The organism is Streptomyces sp. NPDC060205 (assembly GCF_042728395.1).
Lineage (GTDB): Bacteria > Actinomycetota > Actinomycetes > Streptomycetales > Streptomycetaceae > Streptomyces.
Map to the genome: position 1 here is coordinate 12,072 of NZ_JBHWZP010000016.1, position 22,720 is coordinate 34,791.

The 22,720-nt window shown below is 73.8% G+C and carries 3 protein-coding genes; all 3 read left to right on the forward strand.

The window, feature by feature from the left end:
• Positions 1-1,066: 1,066 nt before the first annotated feature.
• The 3 genes from ACFWGJ_RS04845 to ACFWGJ_RS04855 all read left to right on the forward strand — a co-directional run bounded on the left by ACFWGJ_RS04845 (position 1,067) and on the right by ACFWGJ_RS04855 (position 22,713).
• Positions 1,067-2,191 carry a cytochrome P450 gene (locus tag ACFWGJ_RS04845; protein WP_387321047.1) on the forward strand — a complete coding sequence of 375 codons (1,125 nt, stop codon included), beginning with the start codon at positions 1,067-1,069 and terminating at the stop codon, positions 2,189-2,191.
• 104 nt (positions 2,192-2,295) lie between these two features.
• Complete coding sequence (locus ACFWGJ_RS04850) at positions 2,296-3,642, forward strand: serine hydrolase domain-containing protein (RefSeq protein ID WP_387321048.1); 1,347 nt, start codon at positions 2,296-2,298, stop codon at positions 3,640-3,642.
• Between the two features lie 129 nt (positions 3,643-3,771).
• Positions 3,772-22,713: a non-ribosomal peptide synthase/polyketide synthase gene (locus ACFWGJ_RS04855; protein ID WP_387321049.1), complete on the forward strand. Its 18,942-nt coding sequence runs from the start codon at positions 3,772-3,774 to the stop codon at positions 22,711-22,713.
• Positions 22,714-22,720 lie beyond the last annotated feature (7 nt).

Consider the following 22,720-nt stretch of genomic DNA (forward strand, 5'->3'; position numbering starts at 1 on the left):
AGGACTCCTCAGGCGGCTTCGCCCGGGTGGGCGGGGACCTCGTGGAGCAGACGGGAGACGACGTCGAAGACGAATCCCCGCACGGCGTCGGTGCAGGGCACGAAGGGGTTCACCGTGCTGCCTTCCTTGCGATGCGACCGCTCGGGGGCGAAACCGTCGGGCAGGGCCGCACTTTGGCGGAGGCGACCAGTGAGGGCCGTGGGGCTCGGCGCGCGAACTCGCGTGTGCCGCAGGGGAGTGCGCCCCGCGCGCTCCGGGCGGAATTCAGCCGAAGTCGGTGACGGGCCGGCAGGGTGACCGACGGTAGGGGGAGTTCGGTCTCCCGGTCCGGTGCCGAACGGCTCCCGCGTCCGGACGGTCTTCGAATGAAGTGTTCCGCTTTTTTATTTCCCTGCCGGGATGCCGCTGTGAGCAATCTCTGCGCAGGTGAGGGGAGATGCGGCCGACGGCCGCTCAAGGGCAGTTCCAGGTTCTGTGGATTCGGCTGTTTAGCCATCTGCTTCCGGGGCACGCGTGGGGGGCGGTGAAGCGGGCCGGACCATCGCCGACGCGTTTAGTGCGGGCTGCTCGCAGACAATGCGCTATGGCTTGCCGATATACCCTCCACCCGACTTCGGGGGGTTGCTCTCGGTTGACCCACCATGAAGACTGTCGCCGGGTTCGACGGGGTCGAGGATATTCACCCCGGTCATGTCCGCCCCGCCCGGCGGCTATGCACGGTTTCGCGTGTGTCGACAGCACGTCCGGCCCCACCCAAAGGCCCGGCATACGTGAGGTAAAGGCAAAGGCAATTCGCCGCGCGAACGCAGCGCGGGACGTGCACTCATTGGAGATACGTGATGTCAGCCGCTCGCGCGCCCAGGGCGATCGTCGACCGCGATCACCCCAGGTCGCGCCCGGGATCCGCCGCCGGGCCGGGGCGCGACGTCAGCCGTCCCGTCTGCGGTTCCGCCGTCCCCGCGTACCGCACGAAGGAGAACAGGTGACCGGCAACGCATCGCAACAGGAACACTTACCCTTCGACGCGCTGAACGATCGATGGCGGTCCTTACGCGCACAAGGACCGGTGCACTACGACGAACAGCAGAGCGCCTGGCAGGTGGTGGATCACGAGTCGGTGGCCGCCGTGCTGGCCGACCCGGCGACGTTTTCCTCCGACTTCTCGTCCATCGCGCCGAAGCAGGAGGATTTCGAGGTCTTCCGGCAAGGCAATTTCGTCGGTATGGATCCGCCGGAGCACCGGAAACTGCGAACTCTCGTGAGCCAGGCATTCACTCCCCGCGTGGTGAGCGGATTGGAGCCGCGCATCGAGAATGTGTGCGGCCGGTTGCTGGACGAGGTCGCCGACCGTGACCGCTTCGATCTGGTCGACACGCTCGCCTACCCGCTGCCCATCATCGTCATCGCCGAACTGCTCGGCATACCGGCAGCCGACCACAGGCTTTTCCAGGAATGGGCGGCCACCCTCTTCGGCGGCGACGAACTCGGCGAAGCGCCCACCATGGACGACCTGGCCCGCGCCCTCGAAGCCATCGCCCCGACCGTCCGGGCGATGAACGGCTACGTCCTGGACCACATCCGGCGCTGCCGGGCGAATCCGGGGAACGATCTCACCAGCAGACTGGTGGCCGCCGAGGTGGACGGGGTCCGCCTGGAGGACCAGGAGATCGTCGGGTTCGTCGCCCTGCTGCTCGTCGCCGGGCACGTCACCACCACGGCCCTGCTGGGCAACGCGGTCGTCACCTTCGACCGGCACCCCGGCACCCTCCCGGCGCTGCGGGCCGACCCGGGCCGGCTGCCGGACGCCGTCGAGGAGGTACTGCGCTGGCTGCCTCCCTTCGCGGAACTCGGCCGACGCGCCACACGCCCCGTGGCGATCGGCGAGCACGACCTTCCCGCGGGCGCGATGGTGGTGGCCCATCTGGGCGCCGCCAACCGCGATCCCTCCCGCTTCGATTCACCGGACGTCTTCGATCCGGCCCGCAGCCCGAATCCCCATCTGACCTTCGGTCACGGCATCCACTTCTGTTTCGGCGCACCGCTCGCCCGGCTGGAGGCGCGTATCGCGCTCCGGATGCTGCTTGAACGTTTCTCCGATCTGCGCGTCCCCGCCTACGGAGAAGTCACCTTCCAGAACCCGGGCGTCATCGTCGGCGTACGCCATCTGCCCGTCGAAGTCGCAAGGAACTAGCAGGCAAGAGCGCATCACCCGCACCGACGCGGGGGCCGTTCCGCTCATCCCCATCGGCCTCCGGCGTCACGTACACACCAAGTATCAGTGGGAGTCCCCTTCACATGCCTTACCCCACCACCGCTCAAGTCGCCCCGCCGTCGTCCCCCTTACGCCGCGTACTTCAGGACCGTCTCGACAGCCTCGCGCGGACCCATCGCGTACCCGGCGCCCATCTGGCCGTGGACACCGGGACGGAGATCGTCAGCGTGCACACCGGCACGGCCGACGCCGTCCGGGGCACCGCGTTCACGGCCGACACCGCCGTGCCACTGGGCAGCGTCACCAAGACGTACACGGCCGCTGCTGTCATGCTCCTGATCGACGACGAGGATCTCGGTCTGGACGAGTCCGTCGCCGATGTCCTGCCGGAGTTCCAGGACTTACCCAAGGTGACCGTGCGTCACCTGCTCTCCCACACGGCCGGCCTGCCCACCGGCCCCGACTCGGACACCGCGGCAGGCATGACGGCCTCCCGCTATCTCTCGGCGGTCTGCACCGCCGAGGACGCCCTGTTCGACCCCGGGACGGACTTCTCCTACTCCAACGCCGGTTACGTGGCCGCCGGGCGGCTCATCGAAACCGTGACGGGCATGACCTGGCACGAAGCCGTCCGCGTGCTCTTGCTGGAACCGCTGGGCATCACCCCCGCCTTCCTCGGCGACAGCACCCCCTCCCGCCCCACCGCCGGCGGCCACGCCCTGAACACGGCGACGGGAGCCGTGCGGCCGGCCCGGCAGAGCCTGGCGCCCGTCGAGGCCCCGGCCGGCGCCCTGCTGGCGAGCGCCCCCGATCTGCTGGCCCTGGGCAGGACCCTGATCGGCCGGTCCGCCGTCCTCCCGTCCGTCACCGCCGCGCTGATGCGGCGCCCCGAGGAGGGCACCGAAGCCGGCCCCCTGGCAGACGCCTGGGGCCTTGGCGCCGCCCTCTACCAGCAGGACGACCGCTGGTGGTGCGGCCACGACGGCAACGCCCAGGGCACCTCCTGCCATCTGCGCGCGGAGCCCCGCAGCGGCGTCGTGGTCGCCTTCACCGGCAACGCCGGCGGCGCCACCGCCCTGTGGCGGGACCTGGCCGACCAGCTCACCCGGCTCACCGGCCTGCGCGTGCCGGTCACTCCCGTGCGCCCGGACCGGGGCGGCCCCATCGCCTTCCCCCAGTGCGCGGGCACCTATCGCAACGGCACGAGCGAGTACCGGATCAGCCTCGGCGCCGACGGCCGTCCCGCCCTGTCCATCGACGGTGACCTGCCGCTGCCCCTGGTCTGCTACCCCGATCTCAGCTGCGACCTGGTCGACCCGGCCACCGGTCTGCGGGAACCCGGCGGACGCTTCCACCGTGATCCCGCCGACGGCAGCGTCGACCGCGTACAGATCTCCGGTCGTACGGCCCGCCGCGTCGGCACCGCCTGACGCCTGACGCCGAGCCGCCCCGCCGTACCCCTCCCCGCGCCGAAGCGCCGCCCCGTGCGGCCCGCCGCGCCCGGGCGCCTCCCCACGCCCGCGCGCACCCGTGTCACCACCGCTTGCGAAGGACCCCCCATGACGGACCTGCACAACGAGCCCGTGCCGATGTCCCCTTCCGCCCCGGCGGAAGACGTCACCGCCGAAGGCGGCACCGACGGCACGGTGGAGCCGCTGCCGCTCGGTGAACTGTTCGCCTCGTGGGCGCGCCGCACGCCGGACGCGCCTGCGGTGACCGACGGCCGGCGGACCTGGTCCTACCGGGAACTGGCGGAGCGGACCGGGCGCCTGGCCGCCGATCTCGTACGGCGCGGAGCCGGTCCTGAGCGGACGGTGGCGCTGGTCCTGCCGCGCTCGCTGGAGCTGATCGCCGCCGAACTGGCAGCGGCCCGTGCGGGCGCCGCCTTCCTGCCGGTCGATCCCCAGTACCCGCGTGAGAGGCGCGCGTTGATGCTGACGGACGCGGCGCCTGCCGTCGTCCTCGACGACCCGGCCGCCCTGCGCGCCGTCATGGAGGCCGCCGGGCCCGCCCCGGACCGCCCGGGCCCGCCGGTGGACGCCGACCAGGCCGCGTACGTCATCTACACCTCGGGCTCGACGGGAACGCCCAAGGGAGTGACCGTCACCCACCGGGGCATCGCCGCCTTCACCGCGGGCGCCGCCGAACAGTACGCCGTGGGCCCCGGCGACCGGGTCCTGCAGTTCTCCTCGCCCAGCTTCGACGCCTCCGTGCTGGAGCTGTTCATCTCCGTCCTGTCCGGCGCCACCCTCGTCGTCCCGCCCGACGGCCCCTGGCTGGGCGACGAACTCGCCGCGGTGGTCGACGAACACCGCATCACCCACGCGCTGATCCCGCCGGCCGCCCTCGCCACCGTGCTCGACCCCGCGCGGATCGGCCCGGGACGGCTGAGCACACTGATCGTGGGAGCCGAGGCGTGCCCCGCGGCACTCGTCGACCAGTGGGCGCCCGGCCGCCGGATGATCAACTCCTACGGTCCCACCGAGACGACGATCGTGGCCTCCTGGACCGGCCCGCTGTCCGCAGGCAGCGGCACACCGAGCATCGGCAGGCCTCTCGCCGGCACCGGGACGTACGTCCTGGACGCCGCCATGCGGCCGGTGCCGGCGGGAACCGACGGGGAACTGTACGTCGGCGGAGTCGGAGTGGCCCGCGGATATCTCAACCGCCCCGGCCTCACCGCAGGCCGCTTCGTCGCCAGCCCCTTCGGCCCGCCCGGGGCCCGGCTCTACCGCACGGGCGACCGGGCGCGCCGGAACGCGGACGGCGAACTGGAGTACCTGGGCCGCGTCGACCGCCAGGTGAAGGTGCGCGGTTTCCGTATCGAGCCCGGGGAGGTCGAGACGGCCCTGCGGCGCCACGGCGGGGTGCGCGACGCCGTGGTCGTGGTCCGCGAGGACGAGCCCGGACGGCGGCAACTCGTCGGGTACGTCACCGCCGCCGGCCCGGAACACCCCCTGGAAGCGGCCGACGTGAAGGCGGTCGCCGCAGCCGTCCTGCCCCCGCACATGGTGCCCGCCGCCGTGGTCGTCCTGGACGCCCTGCCGCTCACCCCGCAGAACAAGATCGACCGGCGTGCGCTGCCGGCACCCGTCCGCGCGGTCGCTCCGGGCCACGTGGCACCGCGCACCTCGCAGGAGCGCGTCCTCGCCGACGTCTGGGCGGACGTCCTCGGGGCGGAAGCCGTCGGCGTCGAGGACGACTTCTTCGACCTGGGCGGTGACTCGATCCTCGCCGCCCGCACCTTGGCCCGCATCCGTGAGGAACTCGGCGCACGGCTCTCGATCCGGGACGTGTTCACCGCGCGGACCGTCGCCGCGCTGGCCCGGCTGATCAGGCCGTCGACCCTCGTGGCACCCCCGGACCCGATCCCGGCCGTCCCGCGCGACCGGCCGCTCCCGCTCTCCGGCGCCCAGCGACGCCTGTGGTTCCTGGACGACCTCACCCCGGGCGGCACCGAGTACAACACCGGCCTCGCGCTGCGGCTGCGCGGCGAACTGGACACCGGGGCGCTGCGCCGGGCCCTGGACCGGCTGTCCGCCCGCCACGACTCCCTGCGCACGACCTTCGCCACGGAGGACGGCCAGGGCGTGCAGCACGTACACGCGCACACGGAACTGCCGTTGCGCACCGCCGACGTGACCCACCTGCCCGCCGCCGGGCACGACGAGGCCGTCGAGGAACTGCTCACCGACGAACTCGTCCGCCCCTTCGACCTGGCCACCGGTCCGCTCACCCGGGCCCTGCTCGTCCGCCGCGCGACCGACGACCATGTGCTGCTGCTGGCCCAGCACCACATCGTCACCGACGGCTGGTCCGTGGGCATCCTGACCCGTGACCTGGCGGCGCTGTACCGGGCCGAGGTGTCCGGCCTGCCCTCAGGACTGCCCGAACCCCGCGTGCAGTACCCGGACTTCGCCGTGTGGGAGCGGCAGCAGCGCTCCGGGAACGGCAACGCCTCGGACCTCGCGTACTGGAAGCGGCACCTCACCGGCATGCCGCAACTGGAACTGCCGACCGACCGGCCCCGGCCGGTGGTGCGCACCACCGACGGTCAGGCCCACCGTCAGCACCTCCCGGCCGAACTTCTCTCGCGGCTGCGACAGCTCGCCGGGGGCCGCGGCACGACGGTGTTCACCCTGTTCGCCGGGGCCGCGGCGGTGCTGTTCTCCCGGTACTCCGGGCAGCGGGACATCGCCTTCGGCACCGTCACCACCGGGCGGGGACGCCGCGAACTGGAGGACGTGACCGGTTTCTTCGCCAACACCGTCGTACTGCGCGGCGAGGTGGACGACACCCTGACCGTCGACCGGTACGTGGAGAGCATGCGGGCGACGGTGCTGGACGCCTTCGCCCATGAAGCGGTGCCGTTCGACCGGGTGGTGGAGGAACTGGCCCCGCCCCGGGACCCGAGCCGTACCCCGCTGGTGCAGGTGCTCGTGGTGCAGCAGACGGCCCTCAGCGACCCGCCGGGGGCCGACGGGATACGGATCGAGCCGCAGCCGCTGCCCCGGCCGGCCGCGCGGTTCGACCTGGTGCTGGAGTTCGTGCCGCGTACCGACGGCGGCTGCGAGCTGACGGTCGAGTACAACACCGGCCTGTTCGAGGCCCGGACCGTGGCGCGGATGGCCCGCCAGCTGGGCCGGCTCCTGGAGGGCATGGCCGACGGTCCGCACCGCACGGTGGGCGAACTGGCCCTGCTCTCGGAGGACGAACGCCACACGGTGCTGGAGGAGTGGAACCCGCCGGCCGAGGACACCGGCCGCGCACCGGCCCGTACGCTGCCCGCGCTGTTCGAGGCGCAGGTGGCACGGACACCCGACCGGACCGCCGTGACCTGCGGAGCCGAACGCCTGGACTACGCCGGCGTCAACCGGCGTGCCAACCGGCTCGCCCGGCTGCTGGCAGCCCGCGGCATCGGCCCCGAGACGCTGGTGGCCCTGTGCCTGCCACGCACGGCCGACCTGCTGCCGGTGCTGTGGGCCGTACTGAAGACGGGCGCGGGCTACCTTCCGGTGGACCCCGGCTATCCGGTCGAGCGCGTCCGCCTCATGCTCGCCGACGCGGCCCCCGCCTTGGTCCTGGCCACCCGCGCGACCGCCGGAGCACTGCCGGAGGACTGCGTCCCGCTGCTGCTGGAGGACTGCCTTCCGCGGGAGGACACCGGCACCGCCGACGGGGACACCGGCACCGCCGACGGGGACCTCGGCTGCCGCGACCTCACCGACGCCGACCGGGTGCGGCCCCTCGACCCGGAGCATCCCGCCTACGTCATCTACACCTCGGGGTCCACCGGCCGTCCCAAGGGTGTTGTGGTCACCCATCGCAGTGTCGCGGCCCTCGCGGCATGGGCGCAGGAGCGGTTCGGCCCACGGCGACTGGCCCACGTCGTGGCCTCCACCTCCCTCAACTTCGACGTGTCGGTCTTCGAGATGCTCTGCCCCCTGCTCGTGGGCGGTGGCATCGAGGTGATCACCGACCTCACCGCGCTTCTGGACACTCCGGAGCCCCGGCGGGCCGGACTCATCAGCGGGGTGCCGTCGGTGATCTCCCGGATGCTGGCCGAGGACGGCACGCCCGTGACGGCGGACACCGTCGTCCTGGCCGGCGAGGCCCTTCCCGCCCAGACCGTGCAGGACCTGCGGCGGGCCATGCCCGGCTGCGACATCGCCAACATCTACGGCCCGACCGAGGCCACCGTCTACGCCACCGCCTGGTTCGCCGGTGACGGGGCTCCGGCGCAGGCGCCGCCGATCGGCAGGCCCGTGGCCCGTACCAGGGCGTACGTCCTGGACCCCTTGCTGTGCCTCCAGCCGCCGGGTGTGACGGGAGAGCTGTACCTGGGCGGCAGGGGACTGGCACGCGGCTACCTGGGACGCCCGGGGCTGACCGCCACCCGGTTCGTCGCCGACCCCTTCGGCGCGCCGGGCGACCGCATGTACCGCACCGGTGACCTGGTCCGGTGGACCGCCGACGGCGAACTGGAGTACGTGGGCCGCACCGACCAGCAGGTCAAGGTACGCGGCTTCCGCATCGAACTCGGCGAGGTGGAGGAGGCGCTGCGCGGACTCGACGGGGTGGCGGAGGCGGCGGCCACCGTGGGGGAGAGCGAGGGCCACCGCCGGCTGGTCGGCTATGTCGTTCCCGCTCCGGACGCGCGCGTCGAACCGGAGGAGGTGCGCCGCACCCTCGGCCACACCCTGCCCGACTACATGGTGCCGACGGCCGTCATGGTCCTGGCGGACCTTCCCCTCAACCCCAACGGCAAGCTGGACCGGGCCCGCCTCCCGGACCCGGGACCCGCCTGCAGCCGCGCACACCGCGTGGCCCCGCGCACGCCCACCGAGCGCATCCTCGCCGCCGTGTGGGCGGACATCCTGCGCGTGGACCGCGTCGGGGTGGACGACAACTTCTTCATGCTGGGCGGTGACTCCATCCTCAGCATCCAGGTGGTGGCCCAGGCCCGGCAGGCCGGCCTCACCCTGACCTCCCGGGACGTCTACCGCCACCAGACGATCGCCGCCCTCGCCCGCTGCGCCGACGCGGCAGGCGGCCGCAGGCCCGCGACCCCGGCTCTCGTCGGCGCCACCGGCGGCGCGCCCCTGACGCCCATCCAGCGCTGGCTGTTCGAGAGCGCCGACCGTCACGCCGAGCGCTTCGCCCAGACCCTGTCGTTCCAGGTCCCCGACGACCTGGACCCGGCGGCCCTGGAGGAGGCTCTCAACGACCTCGTCGCCCACCACGACGCGCTGCGCTCGCGCTTCCTCACCGAAAAGACGAGCGAGCAGACGGATGACGAGACAGCGGGCGCCGGTGCCGAAGGCGCGGACGCCCACCCGCCCGTCGTCTGGCGCATCGAGGACAAGGCGCCCCGCGTGCACCTGACCCGCCACACGGGTCCGGACACCGACTCTCCGCACCACGGTGCCTTCGACCTGCGCCGGGGCCCGCTGCTGCGCGCGGTCCTGCACGACCGCGGCCCCGGCAGGTCCCGCGTGCTGCACCTGTCCGTCCATCACCTGGTCGTCGACGGCGTGTCGTGGCGCGTGCTCATGGAGGACCTGGACCGTGCCTACCGCGCCCGCCGGGAGGGCCGGGACGGACCGGCGGCACTGCCCCCGAAGAGTTCACCGCTGCGGCACTGGGCCCGGCGGCTGGCCGACCACGCGGCCGGCGGCGGCTTCGACGACGAGGCCGCCTACTGGACCGCTGCCGTCGCCGGCGCCGGTGCGACCCTGCCCACCGACGGCGAGGGCGCCAACACCTACGCCTCCGCCCGGTCGGTGACCGTCCGGCTCACACCCGAGGACACCTCCGCCCTGCTGCGCACCCTGCCGGAGACCTACCGCACCAGGGTCAACGACGTCCTGCTGAGCGCGCTCGGCCGCGTGCTGTGCGCGTGGACCGGGCACGAGCGCGTGCTGGTGGACGTCGAGGGGCACGGCCGCGAGGAACTGTTCGCCGACGTGGACACCAGCCGCACCCTCGGCTGGTTCACCACCCGCCACCCCGTCGCCCTCGCCGTCCCGCCCGGCGCCGGCTGGGACACCGTACTCAAGCAGGTCAAGGAGCAGCTGCGGGCGGTGCCCCGGCACGGCCTCGGGCACGACGCCCTGCGCCACCTCGCCCGCCCGGGGGCACTGCCCGAGGCGCCCGAGGCACAGGTCAGCTTCAACTACCTGGGCAGGTTCGGCCTCCCGGACACCACCGGAGGCCTGTACGCGGGCCCGTTCCGCACCCTGGAACTGGACGCCGACCCCGCCGCACTGCGCCCGCACCCGCTGGAGGTCGTGGGCCGGCTGGACGGCGACGCGCTGGAGTTCAGCTGGTTCTACTCCGACGCACTGCACACGCGGGCGACCGTCGCCGAGCTGGCCGCGCACTTCGCCGACGCGCTGGCCGGCATCGCACGGCACGCCGGCCGGCCCGGCAGCGCCGGACGCACCCCCTCGGACTTCCCCCTGACCCGCCTCGACCAGACCGCCGTGGACCGGATCGCCGGCGACGACCCGTACGCGGTGGAGGACATCCATCCGCTCACCCCCACCCAGACCGGCATGCTCTTCCACCGGCTCTCCCAGGACGATCTGGGCGTCTACTTCCAGCAGTTGACCTTCGACCTGGACGGCGTACCCGATCCGGCCGCGCTCGCGGCGGCCTGGCAGCGCGTCACCGACCACACACCCGTACTGCGCGGCCGGGTCGTCTGGCAGGACGTACCCGAGCCGCTTCTGGTGGTGCAGCGGCAGGCGGCCGTGCCCGTGACCCACCTGGACTGGCGCGACCTGGACGAGGAGGAGCGCGAGCACCGACTGCGGGACCTCCTGGACGGGGACCGCGAGCAGGGGATCGACCTCGACCGGGCCCCGCTCCAGCGACTGGTGCTCGCCCGCATCTCCGACGGCGGCGTACGGGTGGTGTGGTCGTTCCACCACCTGGTCCTGGACGGCTGGAGCCTGTTCCAGGTGCTGTCCGACGTGTTCACCGGACACGCCACGGGCGGGCGGGAGCCGCTGCCTGAGCGGCGCCCCTTCCGCGACTACGTGGCCTGGCTGCGCGAGCGCGACGGGACCGAGGCCGAACGGCACTGGCGGCGCCGCCTGGCCGATCTGACCGAGGCGACCTCGCTGCCGTACGACCGGGAGCCGCGCGAGAGTCACCGGGCCGAGTCCACCGCGGCCGTCCGCACCACCGTGGACCCGGTCATTACCCGGGCCCTGGAGGAACTGGGCAGGACGGCCGGGCTCACCGTCAACACCCTCGTACAGGGCGCCTGGGCGCTGCTGCTGAGCCGCCAGGCCCGCAGGGACGACGTCGTGTTCGGCACGACCGTGTCCGGGCGGCCCCCCGAGCTGCCGGGCGCGGACACCATGACCGGCCTGTTCATCACCACCCTGCCCACCCGGGTGACCGTGCCGCACGACAGGTCCCTGCTCGACTGGCTGCGCGACCTCCAGCAGGAGCAGAGCGAGGACCGCCGCCACGACCAGGTGCCGCTCACCCGCATGAAGGGGTTCACCGAACTCCCGGAACGCGCCGCCCTGTTCGACAGCATCGTCGTCTTCGAGAACTACCCGGTCGACGACGGCCTGGCCGCCGCGCACGGACTGCGGCTGAGCGCCCTGGACGGCATCGAGACCACCAACTACCCGCTGAGCCTGGTGGCCTATCCGGGCGCCGAACTCGGTCTGCGGCTCGGCTACGACCCCCGGTTGTTTGACGCGGACACCGTCGAGCGCATGGTCGAGTACCTCACCGTCCTGCTGACCAACATGGCGGGCATGCCCCAACGTACGCCCGCCCGGCTGCCGTTGCTCACGGACACCCGTCGCGCCCAGGTGGTCGAGGAGTGGAACGACACGGCCACCGGCCTGGCCGGGTCCGAGGCCACCGTGGCGGAGCTGTTCGCCGCGCAGGTCCGGCGCACGCCGGACGCCGTGGCCCTGGAGACGGACGCCCAGCGGTTCACCTACCGGGAACTCGACGCCCGGGCCGCCCTGCTGGCCGGCCGGCTCGCCGCGCTCGGAGTGGCGCCCGAGGTCCCCGTCGGCGTGCTGATGGACCGCTCGGCCGACCTCGTGGTCGTCCAGCTCGCCCTGGTCCGCACCGGCGGCGTGTTCGTACCGCTGGACAGCCGGGCACCGCACGAGCGGCTGCGCCGGATGCTCGCCGAGGCGGGCGCGCGGCTACTGCTCACCGATGCCGATGCCGATGCCGATGCCGGCCGGCAGACCGAGGTTCGGGATGTGCTGCCCGAGGGGACCGTACTGCGCGTGGCCGACCTTCTCGCCGCCGACGTACAGGATGCCGTGGTGCCGGGTGCGGAGGTGCCGGGTGCGGACGGCGAGGGCGTGCCCTTGGGAGCGATCCACCCGGACAACGTCCAGTACCTGATGTTCACCTCCGGCTCCACCGGCATCCCCAAGGGCGTCGCGGTACGCCAGCGGGACGTCGCCGCGCTCGCCCTCGACAGCGCCTTCGCCGGACACGACCGGGTCCTCGTGCACTCCCCGCACGCCTTCGACGCCGCCACCTACGAGCTGTGGGTGCCGCTGCTGCGCGGCGGAACGGCCGTGCTGGCCCCGCCGGCCGACGTGGACGCCACCGTCGTCCGCCGAGCGATCGGCGAGCAGGGAGTGCGCTGCCTGTGGTTGACCGCCGGCCTGTTCCGGCTGCTCGCCCAGGAGGACCCCACCTGCCTGCGCGGTGCCCATGAGGTGTGGACCGGTGGCGAGGCCGTACCGGGCGCCGTGGTGGGCCGCGTGCTCGACGCCTGCCCCGGCCTCACCGTCGTCGACGGCTACGGACCGACCGAGACCACCACCTTCGCGACCCGGCGGGTCTTCCGCGCCGGTGACCCGCTGCCGCCCGTGCTGCCCATCGGACGGCCGCTCGACAACACACGCGTGTACGTCCTGGACGACACCCTCCAGCCGCAACCCCCCGGCATACCGGGGGAGTTGTACCTCGCGGGTGCCGGACTGGCCCGCGGCTACGCCGGGCGGCCCGGCGCGACCGCCGCACGCTACCTCGCCGACCCGTTCGGCCCGCCCGGCGGGCGGATGTACCGCACCGGAGACATCGTGCGGTGGAGCGCGGACGGCGAACTGCACTTCGTGGGGCGCGCGGACGACCAGATCAAGATCCGGGGATTCCGCGTCGAACCCACCGAGATCGAGGCCCGGCTCACCGCCCACCCGGCCGTCGCCGAGGCGGTCGTCTCGGTGTACGAGCACGCCGGACGCAAGCGCCTGGCCGCACACCTCGTGCCCGTACCCTCGGCCGCCGTACCGCCCGCGGACGAGCTGCGCGCGCACGTCGTCGCCGAACTGCCCGACTACATGGCGCCCGCCGCCTACGTCACGCTGGCCGAGCTGCCCTTGACCGCCAACGGCAAGGTGGACCGGCGCCGGCTGCCCGCACCCGACTGGACGGCGGCCGGTGACGCCGAGTACCGCGCGCCGCGCACCGAGGCCGAGCGGACCCTCGCCGGGATCTGGGCGGAGCTGCTCGGTGTGGAACGGGTCGGCGCCGACACCAACTTCTTCACGCTGGGCGGCGATTCGATCCTCAGCATCCAGGTCGTCTCCCGTGCCCGTGCGGCCGGGCTCGCCCTCACACCGAGGGATCTGTTCCGGCATCCGACGGTCGCCGCTCTGGCCGCCGCGGCGACCAGCGGCACGGCCGTACCCGTCGCGGGGACCGGGCCGGTGAGCGGCGAGGTTCCGCTCACCCCGATCCAGCACTGGTTCCTCGAACCCGGGCCGCGGCGGCCGGAGTTCTTCAACCAGTCCGTCGTCGTGGAGACGCCCGACGACGTCGACCAGGCGGCCCTGCGGCGCGCACTGGAGGCCGTGTACGCGCACCACGACGCCCTGCGCTGCCGTTTCGTCCGGTCGGCCGACGGCTCCTGGCGCCAGGAGTGCCCGGCAGCCGACGAGGGGGCCCCCGAGCTGCTGACCGTCCATGACCTGCGCGGGCTGGGGGAGCCCGCGGCCGGGGAGACCGAGGCCCGGGTGACGGCCGAGGCGCACGCCTCTTTCCAGCTCGCGAGCGGACCACTGCTGACGGCCCGCCTGTTCACCGGCACCACCGGCACCACGGGTATGACGGGCAGCACCGGAGCCCGCCTGCTCCTCGTCGTGCACCACCTGGTCGTCGACGGCGTCTCCTGGCGCGTCCTGCTGGAGGACCTGGAGACCGCCTACGGGCAGGCCCGAGCCGGCGAACCCGTACGCCTGCCGGAGCGGACGACCTCCGTACAGGAGTGGACGCGGCGGCTGCGCGCGCACACCGCGTCGGGCGGTTTCGCCGCGCAGCGCGCGCACTGGGAGACGGTGGCCCGGCACTGCGCGGCACCCCTGCCGGCCGACGTGGTCGGCGGCACCACCACGGCCGACGTGGACGGTCATGGCCGCACCACCATGGCCGACGTGGACACCGTGACCGTACGCCTCGACCGGCGGCGCACGGATGCCCTGTTGCGTGCGGTGCCGGGTGTCTACCGCACCCGTGTCGACGACGTCCTGCTGACCGCCCTCGGCCGGGTGCTCGCCGACTGGACCGGACGGCGGACCGTCGCCGTCGGCCTGGAGGGACACGGCCGCGAGGACCAGCTCTTCGACGACATCGACCTGTCCCGTACGGTCGGCTGGTTCACCAGCCTGTTCCCCGTCGCCCTCGAACTCCCGGACCGGCAGGGGGACGGGGACTGGGGCGCCGCCCTGAAGTCCGTCAAGGAGCAGGTGCGGGCGGTGCCCGCGCGCGGCCTCGGCCATGGCGCCCTGCGCCACCTGGCGCGCGACGAGCGCCTGACCGACGCGCCGATGCCCGGCGTCAGCTTCAACTACCTGGGCCGCTTCGAGTGGTCGGCGCAGGGCGGCGCGCTGGTGCGTTCCGTGCCGGGCGGCCTGGACGGCGCCGAGGCACCGGAGTCCGTACGCCCGCATCTGCTCGACGTGGTCGCCCGTGTCGAGGACGGGCAGCTGGAGCTCACCTGGCACTACAGCCGGCGCCTGCACCGCGAGGAGACCGTCGACGGTCTCGCGGCGGGCATGCTCCGGGCGCTGGAGGACATCGTCGCGCACTGCGCCGAGCCGGACGCGGGCGGCCGTACGCCGTCGGACTTCCCCCTGGTCCGCATCGACCAGGCCGCCGTGGACCGGGTCGTGGGCGACGGCCGTACGGTCGAGGACCTGTACCCGCTGACGCCGATGCAGTCCGGCATGCTGTTCCACAGCCTGCTGGACCCCGACAGCCGCACCTACGTCAACCAGGTGCAGCTGGTGCTGTCGGGCGTCACCGATCCGCACGCCCTGGCCGAGGCGTGGCAGCGGACGGTGGACGCCAACGCGATGCTGCGCACCCACCCGGTGTGGCAGGAGACCGCCGAGCCGATGCAGGCCGTGCGGCGGCGGGCGACCGTGCCCGTCACGCACCACGACTGGTCCGGCTGGTCCGCCGCGCGCCGCGGGACGGAATTCGCGCGGCTGGTCGACGAGGACCGGCAGGCGGGCCTCGACCTGGAGACGGCCCCGCTGATGCGCCTGACCCTGATCCGGATGTCGCCCGAGCGGGTGCGCCTGCTGTGGACCTTCCACCACCTGCTGCTCGACGGGTGGAGCGCGGCCCAGGTCTTCGACGAGGTGTGCGAGCGGTACGCGGCGCTCACGGCGGGGCGCCGCCCGGCCGTGCCCGGCCGCGCCCCCTTCGGTGACTACCTCGGCTGGCTGGCCCGGCAGGACACCGGGCGGGCGGAGGCGTACTGGCGCGAGGCGCTGGCCGGTTTCCCCGTCGCCACCGAGCTGCCGCGCGACCGGCGGCCCGCCGAGGCGCACCGCACCTCGTCCTCCGGGTCGGTGCGGGTCACGCTCGACGCCGATGTGTCGGCGCGGCTGCGGGGGACGGCGCAGGCGGCCGGGCTGACCGTCAACACCGTCCTCCAGGGCGCCTGGGCGCTGCTGCTGTCCCGCTACGGCGGCGGGGACGACGTGGTGTTCGGCACGACCGTCTCCGGGCGTCCCGCCGACCTGCCGGGCGTGACCTCCATGGTCGGCCTGTTCATCAACACCCTGCCCACCCGGGCGCGCATCGACGGCGGGCGCCGCCTGCTGGAATGGCTGGGCGAACTGCAGGCCGCCCAGTCGGAGTCACGGCGCCACGACTTCGTCTCCCTGGCCCAGCTCCAGACGTGGAGCGAAGTACCGGGCGGCACGCCTCTGTTCGACAGCATCGTGGTCTTCGAGAACTATCCGTTCGACGCGGACGCCCTGGACCGGCACGGCCTCGCGATGGAGCAGGAACGCGATGTGGAGCCGACCAACTACCCGCTCAGCGTGGTCGTCGCGCCCGGCGACACCCTCACCGTCACCCTGGACTACGACCCCGCCGCCTTCGACGCGGCCACCGTCGAGGGCATCGGCGCGAGCCTGCGCACGCTGCTGACGGAGATGGCCACCGGCCCGGACCGGGTCCTGGCAGACCTGCCGCTGGTGGCCGCCGAGGAGGGCCGCCGCCTGCTGGACCGCTTCGGCGGCCCGCGCACCGGGCCCCTCCACCGGACGCCGTCCGAGGCGGCGTACCGCACCCTGCCCGAGGCCTTCCGCGCCCAGGTCGCGCGCACCCCCGGTGCCGTGGCGGTGCTCGGCGGCGGACGGGAACAGCTCACGTACCGGCAGCTCGACGAGCGTGCCAACCGGTTGGCACGACTGCTCATCGAGGCCGGGGCCGGGCCCGAACGGTTCGTCGCGCTCGCGCTGCCGCGCACCCCGGACCTGATCGTGGCACTCCTGGCGGTCCTCAAGAGCGGCGCCGCCTATCTGCCCGTCGACCCGGGTTACCCGGCCGAGCGCATCGCCTTCCTCTTCGACGACGTACGGCCGGAAGCGGTCGTGACCTGCGCGGAGACGGGCGGGCGGCTGCCGGACGGGCCGTTCACCCGGATCGCCCTCGACGACCCCGCCTGCGCCGCGCGCCTGGCCGCCCTGTCAGGCGACGGCATCACGGACAACGAACGGCACGGACGACTGCTGCCCGAGCATCCCGCCTACGTCATCCACACCTCCGGCTCGACCGGCCGGCCCAAGGGCGTCGTCGTCGCCCAGGCGTCGGTGCTGGCCCTGACCGACTGGGCCGCCACGGAGTTCGGCGGCGGACGGGGCCTGCAGCATGTGGTGGCCTCCACCTCGCTCAACTTCGACGTGTCCGTGTTCGAGATCTTCGCGCCCCTGCTGGCGGGTGGCCGCGTCGAGATCGTCCATGACCTGCTGGCCCTCGCCGAACGCGAGGAACCCTGGCAGGCGGGACTGCTCAGCGCGGTGCCCTCCGCGCTGGGCCGGCTGCTGGCGGAGGACACCGTCCGCGTCGGCGCCGACACCGTCGTCCTCGCCGGCGAGGCACTGCCCGTGCAGACCGTTCGCCAGGTCCGCTCGGCGGTCCCCGGCTGCCGGGTGATGAACATCTACGGCCCCACCGAAGCCACCGTCTACGCCACCGCCTTCACCTGCGACCCGGCCGAACCCGACCGCGTACCGCTCATCGGCAGGCCCGTCGGCGGCGCCCGCGCCTACGCCCTGGACGCCCGGCTGCGGCCGGTGCCCGCCGGAGTGCCGGGCGAGCTGTACCTGGCCGGGACCGGGGTGGCCCGCGGCTACCTCGACCGGCCGGGCCTGACCGCTTCGCGCTTCCCGGCCGATCCGTTCGGCCCGCCCGGCGGCCGGATGTACCGCACCGGAGACCTCGTACGGTGGACGGCCGACGGGGAGCTGGTGTACCTCGGCCGCTCCGACGACCAGGTGAAGGTCCGCGGCTTCCGTATCGAACTCGGCGAGGTCGAGGCGGCGTTGGCCCGGCACCCCGAGGTGTCCGCGGCAGCGGCCCGCGTGGTCGAGCACGACGGTCACAAGCGTCTGGTGGCGTACGTGGTCCCCGCGGGCCCCGCGCTTCCCGGCTCCGCCGGTCTGCGGGCCTTCCTCGCGCGTACGCTCCCCGACCACCTGGTCCCCGCGCTCGTCGTCCCGCTGGAACGGCTGCCCCTCGGAGCCACCGGCAAGCTCGACCGGCGCGCGCTGCCCGACCCCGTGTGGTCGGCGCCGGGCGGGAGCGGCGAACGCGCGCCGCGCACCGACGCCGAGCGGGTGCTCGCCGCGATCTGGTCCGAGGTGCTGGGCGTGCCCGAAGTGGGCGCGCGGGACAACTACTTCGCGCTCGGCGGCGACTCCGTCCTCGGCATCCAGATCGTCTCCGCCGCCCGCAGGGCCGGTCTCGCCCTGACACCCCGGCACCTGTTCCGCCACCAGACCGTCGCCGAACTGGCCGCCGCGGCCGGGGACCCGGCCGCCCCGCGGACCGCGGCGGAACAGGGTCCTGTCGTCGGGGACGTACCGCTGACCCCCGTCCAGCACTGGCTGTTCGATGATCTCACCGGCGATCCCGCGCAGCTGACCCAGGCGGTCTCCTTCCACCTGGCCGCCGACACCGACGAGACGCTGCTGCGGGCGGCCCTGGCCGTCGTCGTGGAACACCACGACGCCCTGCGCCTGCGCTACGAGCCGTCCGGCGGCGGAGACGGCGGACGGTGGCGGCAGTACGGCACGGCGCCGGGGGAGGGGCCGGGCCTGGAGGTGCACGACGTCTCCGGCGGGTCCGGTGCGTCGACCGCGGGCGACCCGTCCGAGGGCTCCGACGCCTCCGACGCGGCGATACGCGCCCTCGCCGACCGCCTGTGCGCCGGGTTCGACCTCGGCGCAGGGCCGCTGCTCCGGGCCGCCCTGTGCCGCCGCGGCGACGGCCGTCGGCCGGTGCTGCTGCTGGCCGCCCATCACCTGGTCGTGGACGCGGTGTCTTGGCGGCTGATCCTGGAGGACCTGGAGAGCGCCTACCGCGCGCTGCGCACCGGCGAGCGGGCCGACCTCGGCCCGAAGAGCACCTCCTTCCGGACCTGGGCCCAGCGGCTGGCCGCCCACACCGCCGCGGGCGGCTTCGACGACGAACTCGCCTACTGGCAGGGCCTGTCCGCCGACGCCACACCGCTGCCGACCGACCTCACGGGTGCCAACACGGCCGCCTGCGAGGAGACGGTGACGGTGGCCCTGGACGCCGACGACACCCGGCGGCTGCTCCAGGACGTACCGGACGTCTATTGCACCCGCGTCAACGACGTCCTGCTGTGCGCCCTGGGACGGGTCCTGGCCCGCTGGACCGGCCGGGACCGGGTCATGGTGGCGCTGGAGGGCCACGGCCGCGAGGAACTGTTCGACGACGTCGACCTGGCCCGTACCGTCGGCTGGTTCACCACCATGTTCCCCGTCGCACTGGACCTGCCCGGGGACGCGGGCACCGGAGCCGCGCTGAAGTCCGTCAAGGAGAGCCTGCGGGCCGTGCCGAGGGGCGGGCTGGGCTACGGCGCCCTGCGCCATCTGCACCCGGACCGCGACCGGTTCGGCCTGCCGGGACTGCCGCAGGTCGGCTTCAACTACCTTGGGCAGCAGGACCGCGGCACCACCGAGGACGGCCTGCTGCACACCCCGTACGCCGGACTGGCCGGCGGCCTCGACCGTACGGCGGACCGGCCGCACCTCCTCGACGTGCTCGGCCACGTCAGCGACAGGCGCCTGCAGTTCACCTGGTCGTACTCGCGCGAGGTGCACGAACGGGACACGGTCGCCCGGCTGGCGGCCGAACTCGCCGACGAACTGCGGCACATCGTGCGGCACTGCGCCGAACCCGGCGCCGGAGGCCGCAGCCCGTCGGACTTCCCACTCGTGTCCCTGGACCAGTCGACGGTGGACAGGCTGGTCGGCACCGGACGCGACCTCGTGGACCTCTACCCCCTCACCCCCACCCAGACCGGCATGGTCGTGCACGGCCTGGACGAGCCCGGCCGGGGCATGTACGTCGAGCAGATCACCTTCGTCGCCGACGGGGTGTCCGACCCTGGTCTGCTCGCCGCCGCCTGGCAGCACGTGGTCGACCGCACGCCCGTCCTGCGCACCACCGTCGTGCTGAGCGGCGTCCCCGCCCCGCTCCAGGCCGTGCACCGCACCGCCACGCTGCCGTTCACCGAACACGACTGGTCCGCCCTGCCCCCGGACGCGCGCGACACGGCGCTGGAACGGCTGCTCGCCGAGGACAAGATCCGCGGACTGGCACTGGACCACGCTCCGCTGCTGCGCCTGGCCCTGATCCGGCTCGGCCCGGACCAGGTACGGATCGTGTGGACCTTCCACCACGTCCTCCTGGACGGCTGGAGCGTCTTCCACGTCCTGGCCGACGTCATGGCCGCTCACGCGGCACTCGCCCGGGGCGAGGAGCCCCGGCTGCCGGACCGCCGCCCGTTCGGCGACTACGCGGCCTGGCTCGCGGCCCGCGAGACCGCACCCGCCGAGGAGCACTGGAGGCGCGCCCTCGCGGACCTCACCGCTCCCACGCCGCTGCCCTACGACCGCAGGCCCGGCCGGAGTTCAGCGGCCCGCTCCGGCACCTGGCTGTCCCAGTTGCTGGACACGGAGGAGACCAAGCGGCTGGAGGACTTCGCCCGCCGCAACCGCCTCACCCTCAACACCGTCGCGCAGGGCGCCTGGGCGCTGCTGCTGTCGCGGTGGAGCGGTGAACGGGAGGTGTGCTTCGGCACCACCGTCTCCGGACGGCCCGCCGACCTGCCCGGCGCCGACACCATCACCGGCCTGTTCATCACCACCCTGCCCGCCCGCGTCACCGTGGACGGGAGCGCGGCCTGCGACACCTGGCTGCGGGACACCCAGGCCGTACGGGCCGAGGACCGCCGCTTCGACCACGTACCCCTGACCGACCTCCAGGCGTGGAGCGGACTGCCCGCCGGGACGCCGATGTTCGACAGTCTGCTGGTCTTCGAGAACTACCCCGTCGGCGACGCCACGGCCGGCGCCCACGGCGTCCGCGTCCACGACCTCGACGCCCGGGAGGCGACCAACTACCCCCTCACCGTGGTGATCTCGCCCGGCGAACGGCTCGGCGTCGAACTCGGCTACGACCCGCGCCACTTCGACGCGGCCACCGCCGGCTCCCTGGCCGCCCAGCTCCTGCACACGCTGGCCGAACTGGCCGCCGCCCAGGACACCGACCGCCTCGACGCGATCGACATCCTGCCGCCCGGGGAACGGGCCCGGCTGCTGCGCGGCCCCGCCCGCCCGCAGCTCGCACCCGTCGCCCCGGCCACCCTGCCCGACCTGATCGAGGCGGCGGTGGACCGCGGTCCCACGGCCACGGCACTGAGCGCGCCCGGCCTGACCCTGACCTTCGCCGAGGCGGAGGAGCGGGCCAACCGCCTGGCGCACCGGCTCATCGCGCGCGGCGCGGGCCCCGGCACGCTCGTCGCCCTGGTCCTGCCGCGCTCGGCGGACATGGTCCTCGCCCAGCTCGCGGTCACCAAGGCGGGCGCCGCCTTCCTGCCGGTGGATCCCGACTACCCTCCGGAGCGGGTCGCGTTCATGCTGCGGGACGCGGCGCCCGCCGTCACGCTCGACGCCGCCGAGGTGGCTGAGCTGTTCACGGACGAGCAGGGAGGGATGGGGGGAGTCGACGGGGTCGGCGGGGCCGGTGGGCCGGATGGCGCCCCCGGCCGCAGGCCCACCGACGCCGACCGCCTCCGCCCCCTGGACCTGGACGACCCGGCCTACGTCATCTACACCTCGGGCTCGACCGGCACCCCCAAGGGCGTCATGGTCACCCACCGGGGCCTGGCCGCCTTCGCCGCCGCCGAGGCCGCGCACTACCGGGTGGCGCCGGGCGACCGGGTGCTGGCGTTCGCCACCCCCAGCTTCGACGCCTCGGTGCTGGAGCTGTGCATGTCCCTGCCGCAGGGCGCCCGCCTGGTCGTCCCACGGCCCGGTCCGCTGCTCGGCGCCGAACTCGCCGACGTGCTGCGCACCGAGCGCATCACCCACACCCTGCTGCCCCCGGCCGCGCTCGGCACCCTGCCGCCGGACACCCCCGGCACCCTGCCCGACCTCAAGACCCTGACCGTGGGCGCCGACGCGTGCGGCGCCGACCTGGTCGCCCGCTGGGCCCCGCACCACCGCCTGGTCAACTCCTACGGGCCGACCGAGGCCACCGTCGTCGCCACCTGGTCGGACGCACTGGAGGCGAACGGCGGCGCCCCGCCCATCGGCCGCCCGCTGCCCACCACCGGGGCGTACGTCCTGGACGCCCGCCGACGGCCGGTCCCCGACGGCGTGCCGGGCGAACTGTGGCTGAGCGGACCGGCGCTGGCCCGCGGCTATCTGGGCCGGCCCGGTCTGACCGCGACCCGCTTCACCGCCGATCCGTTCGGGCCGCCCGGCACCCGTATGTACCGCACCGGCGACCTCGTACGACGTGACACTTGTGGTGAACTGCATTACCTGGGCCGCACCGACCACCAGCTCAAGCTGCGCGGCCACCGCATCGAGGCGGGCGAGGTCGAGGCCACGCTCGTACACCATCCGGCCGTGCTGGACGCGGTGGTGAGCGTACGGGAGGACGAACCGGGCCTGCCGCGCCTGGTCGCCCACCTGCTGCGCGCGCCCGGCGCCGACACGCCGTCCGCCGCCGAGCTGCGGGCGCTGGCCGCCGCGACCCAGCCGGGCCCGATGGTGCCCACCGCGTACGTCGTCCTCGATCGCTTCCCGCTCACCGAGAACGGCAAGACCGACCGGGCCGCCCTGCCCGCGCCCCCACCGGACGCGCCGCGGACCGCGGAGCACGTCGCTCCCCGCACTCCCACCGAGGAGATCCTCGCCGGGTTGTGGGAAGAGGCGCTGGACACGCGCGTCGGCGCCGAGGACGACTACTTCGACCTGGGCGGCGACTCCCTGCGCGCCCTGCACATCTCCTCACGGGCCAACGACGCCTTCGGCGTGCACCTCACACCCCGTGACGTCCTGGTCCACCGCACGGTCGCCGCCCTGGCCGACCTGGTGGAGGAACAGGTGCTCAGCGAACTCGAAGACGCCGTACGCGGCGACAGCGACCACGACGAACGGTGAGGACCGG

What these genes read in the sequence shown, in the direction of transcription:
- ACFWGJ_RS04855 (WP_387321049.1), top strand. Translation starts at nt 3,772, where the DNA reads ATGACGGACCTGCACAACGAGCCCGTGCCGATGTCCCCTTCCGCCCCG.
- ACFWGJ_RS04850 (WP_387321048.1), top strand. Translation starts at nt 2,296, where the DNA reads ATGCCTTACCCCACCACCGCTCAAGTCGCCCCGCCGTCGTCCCCCTTA.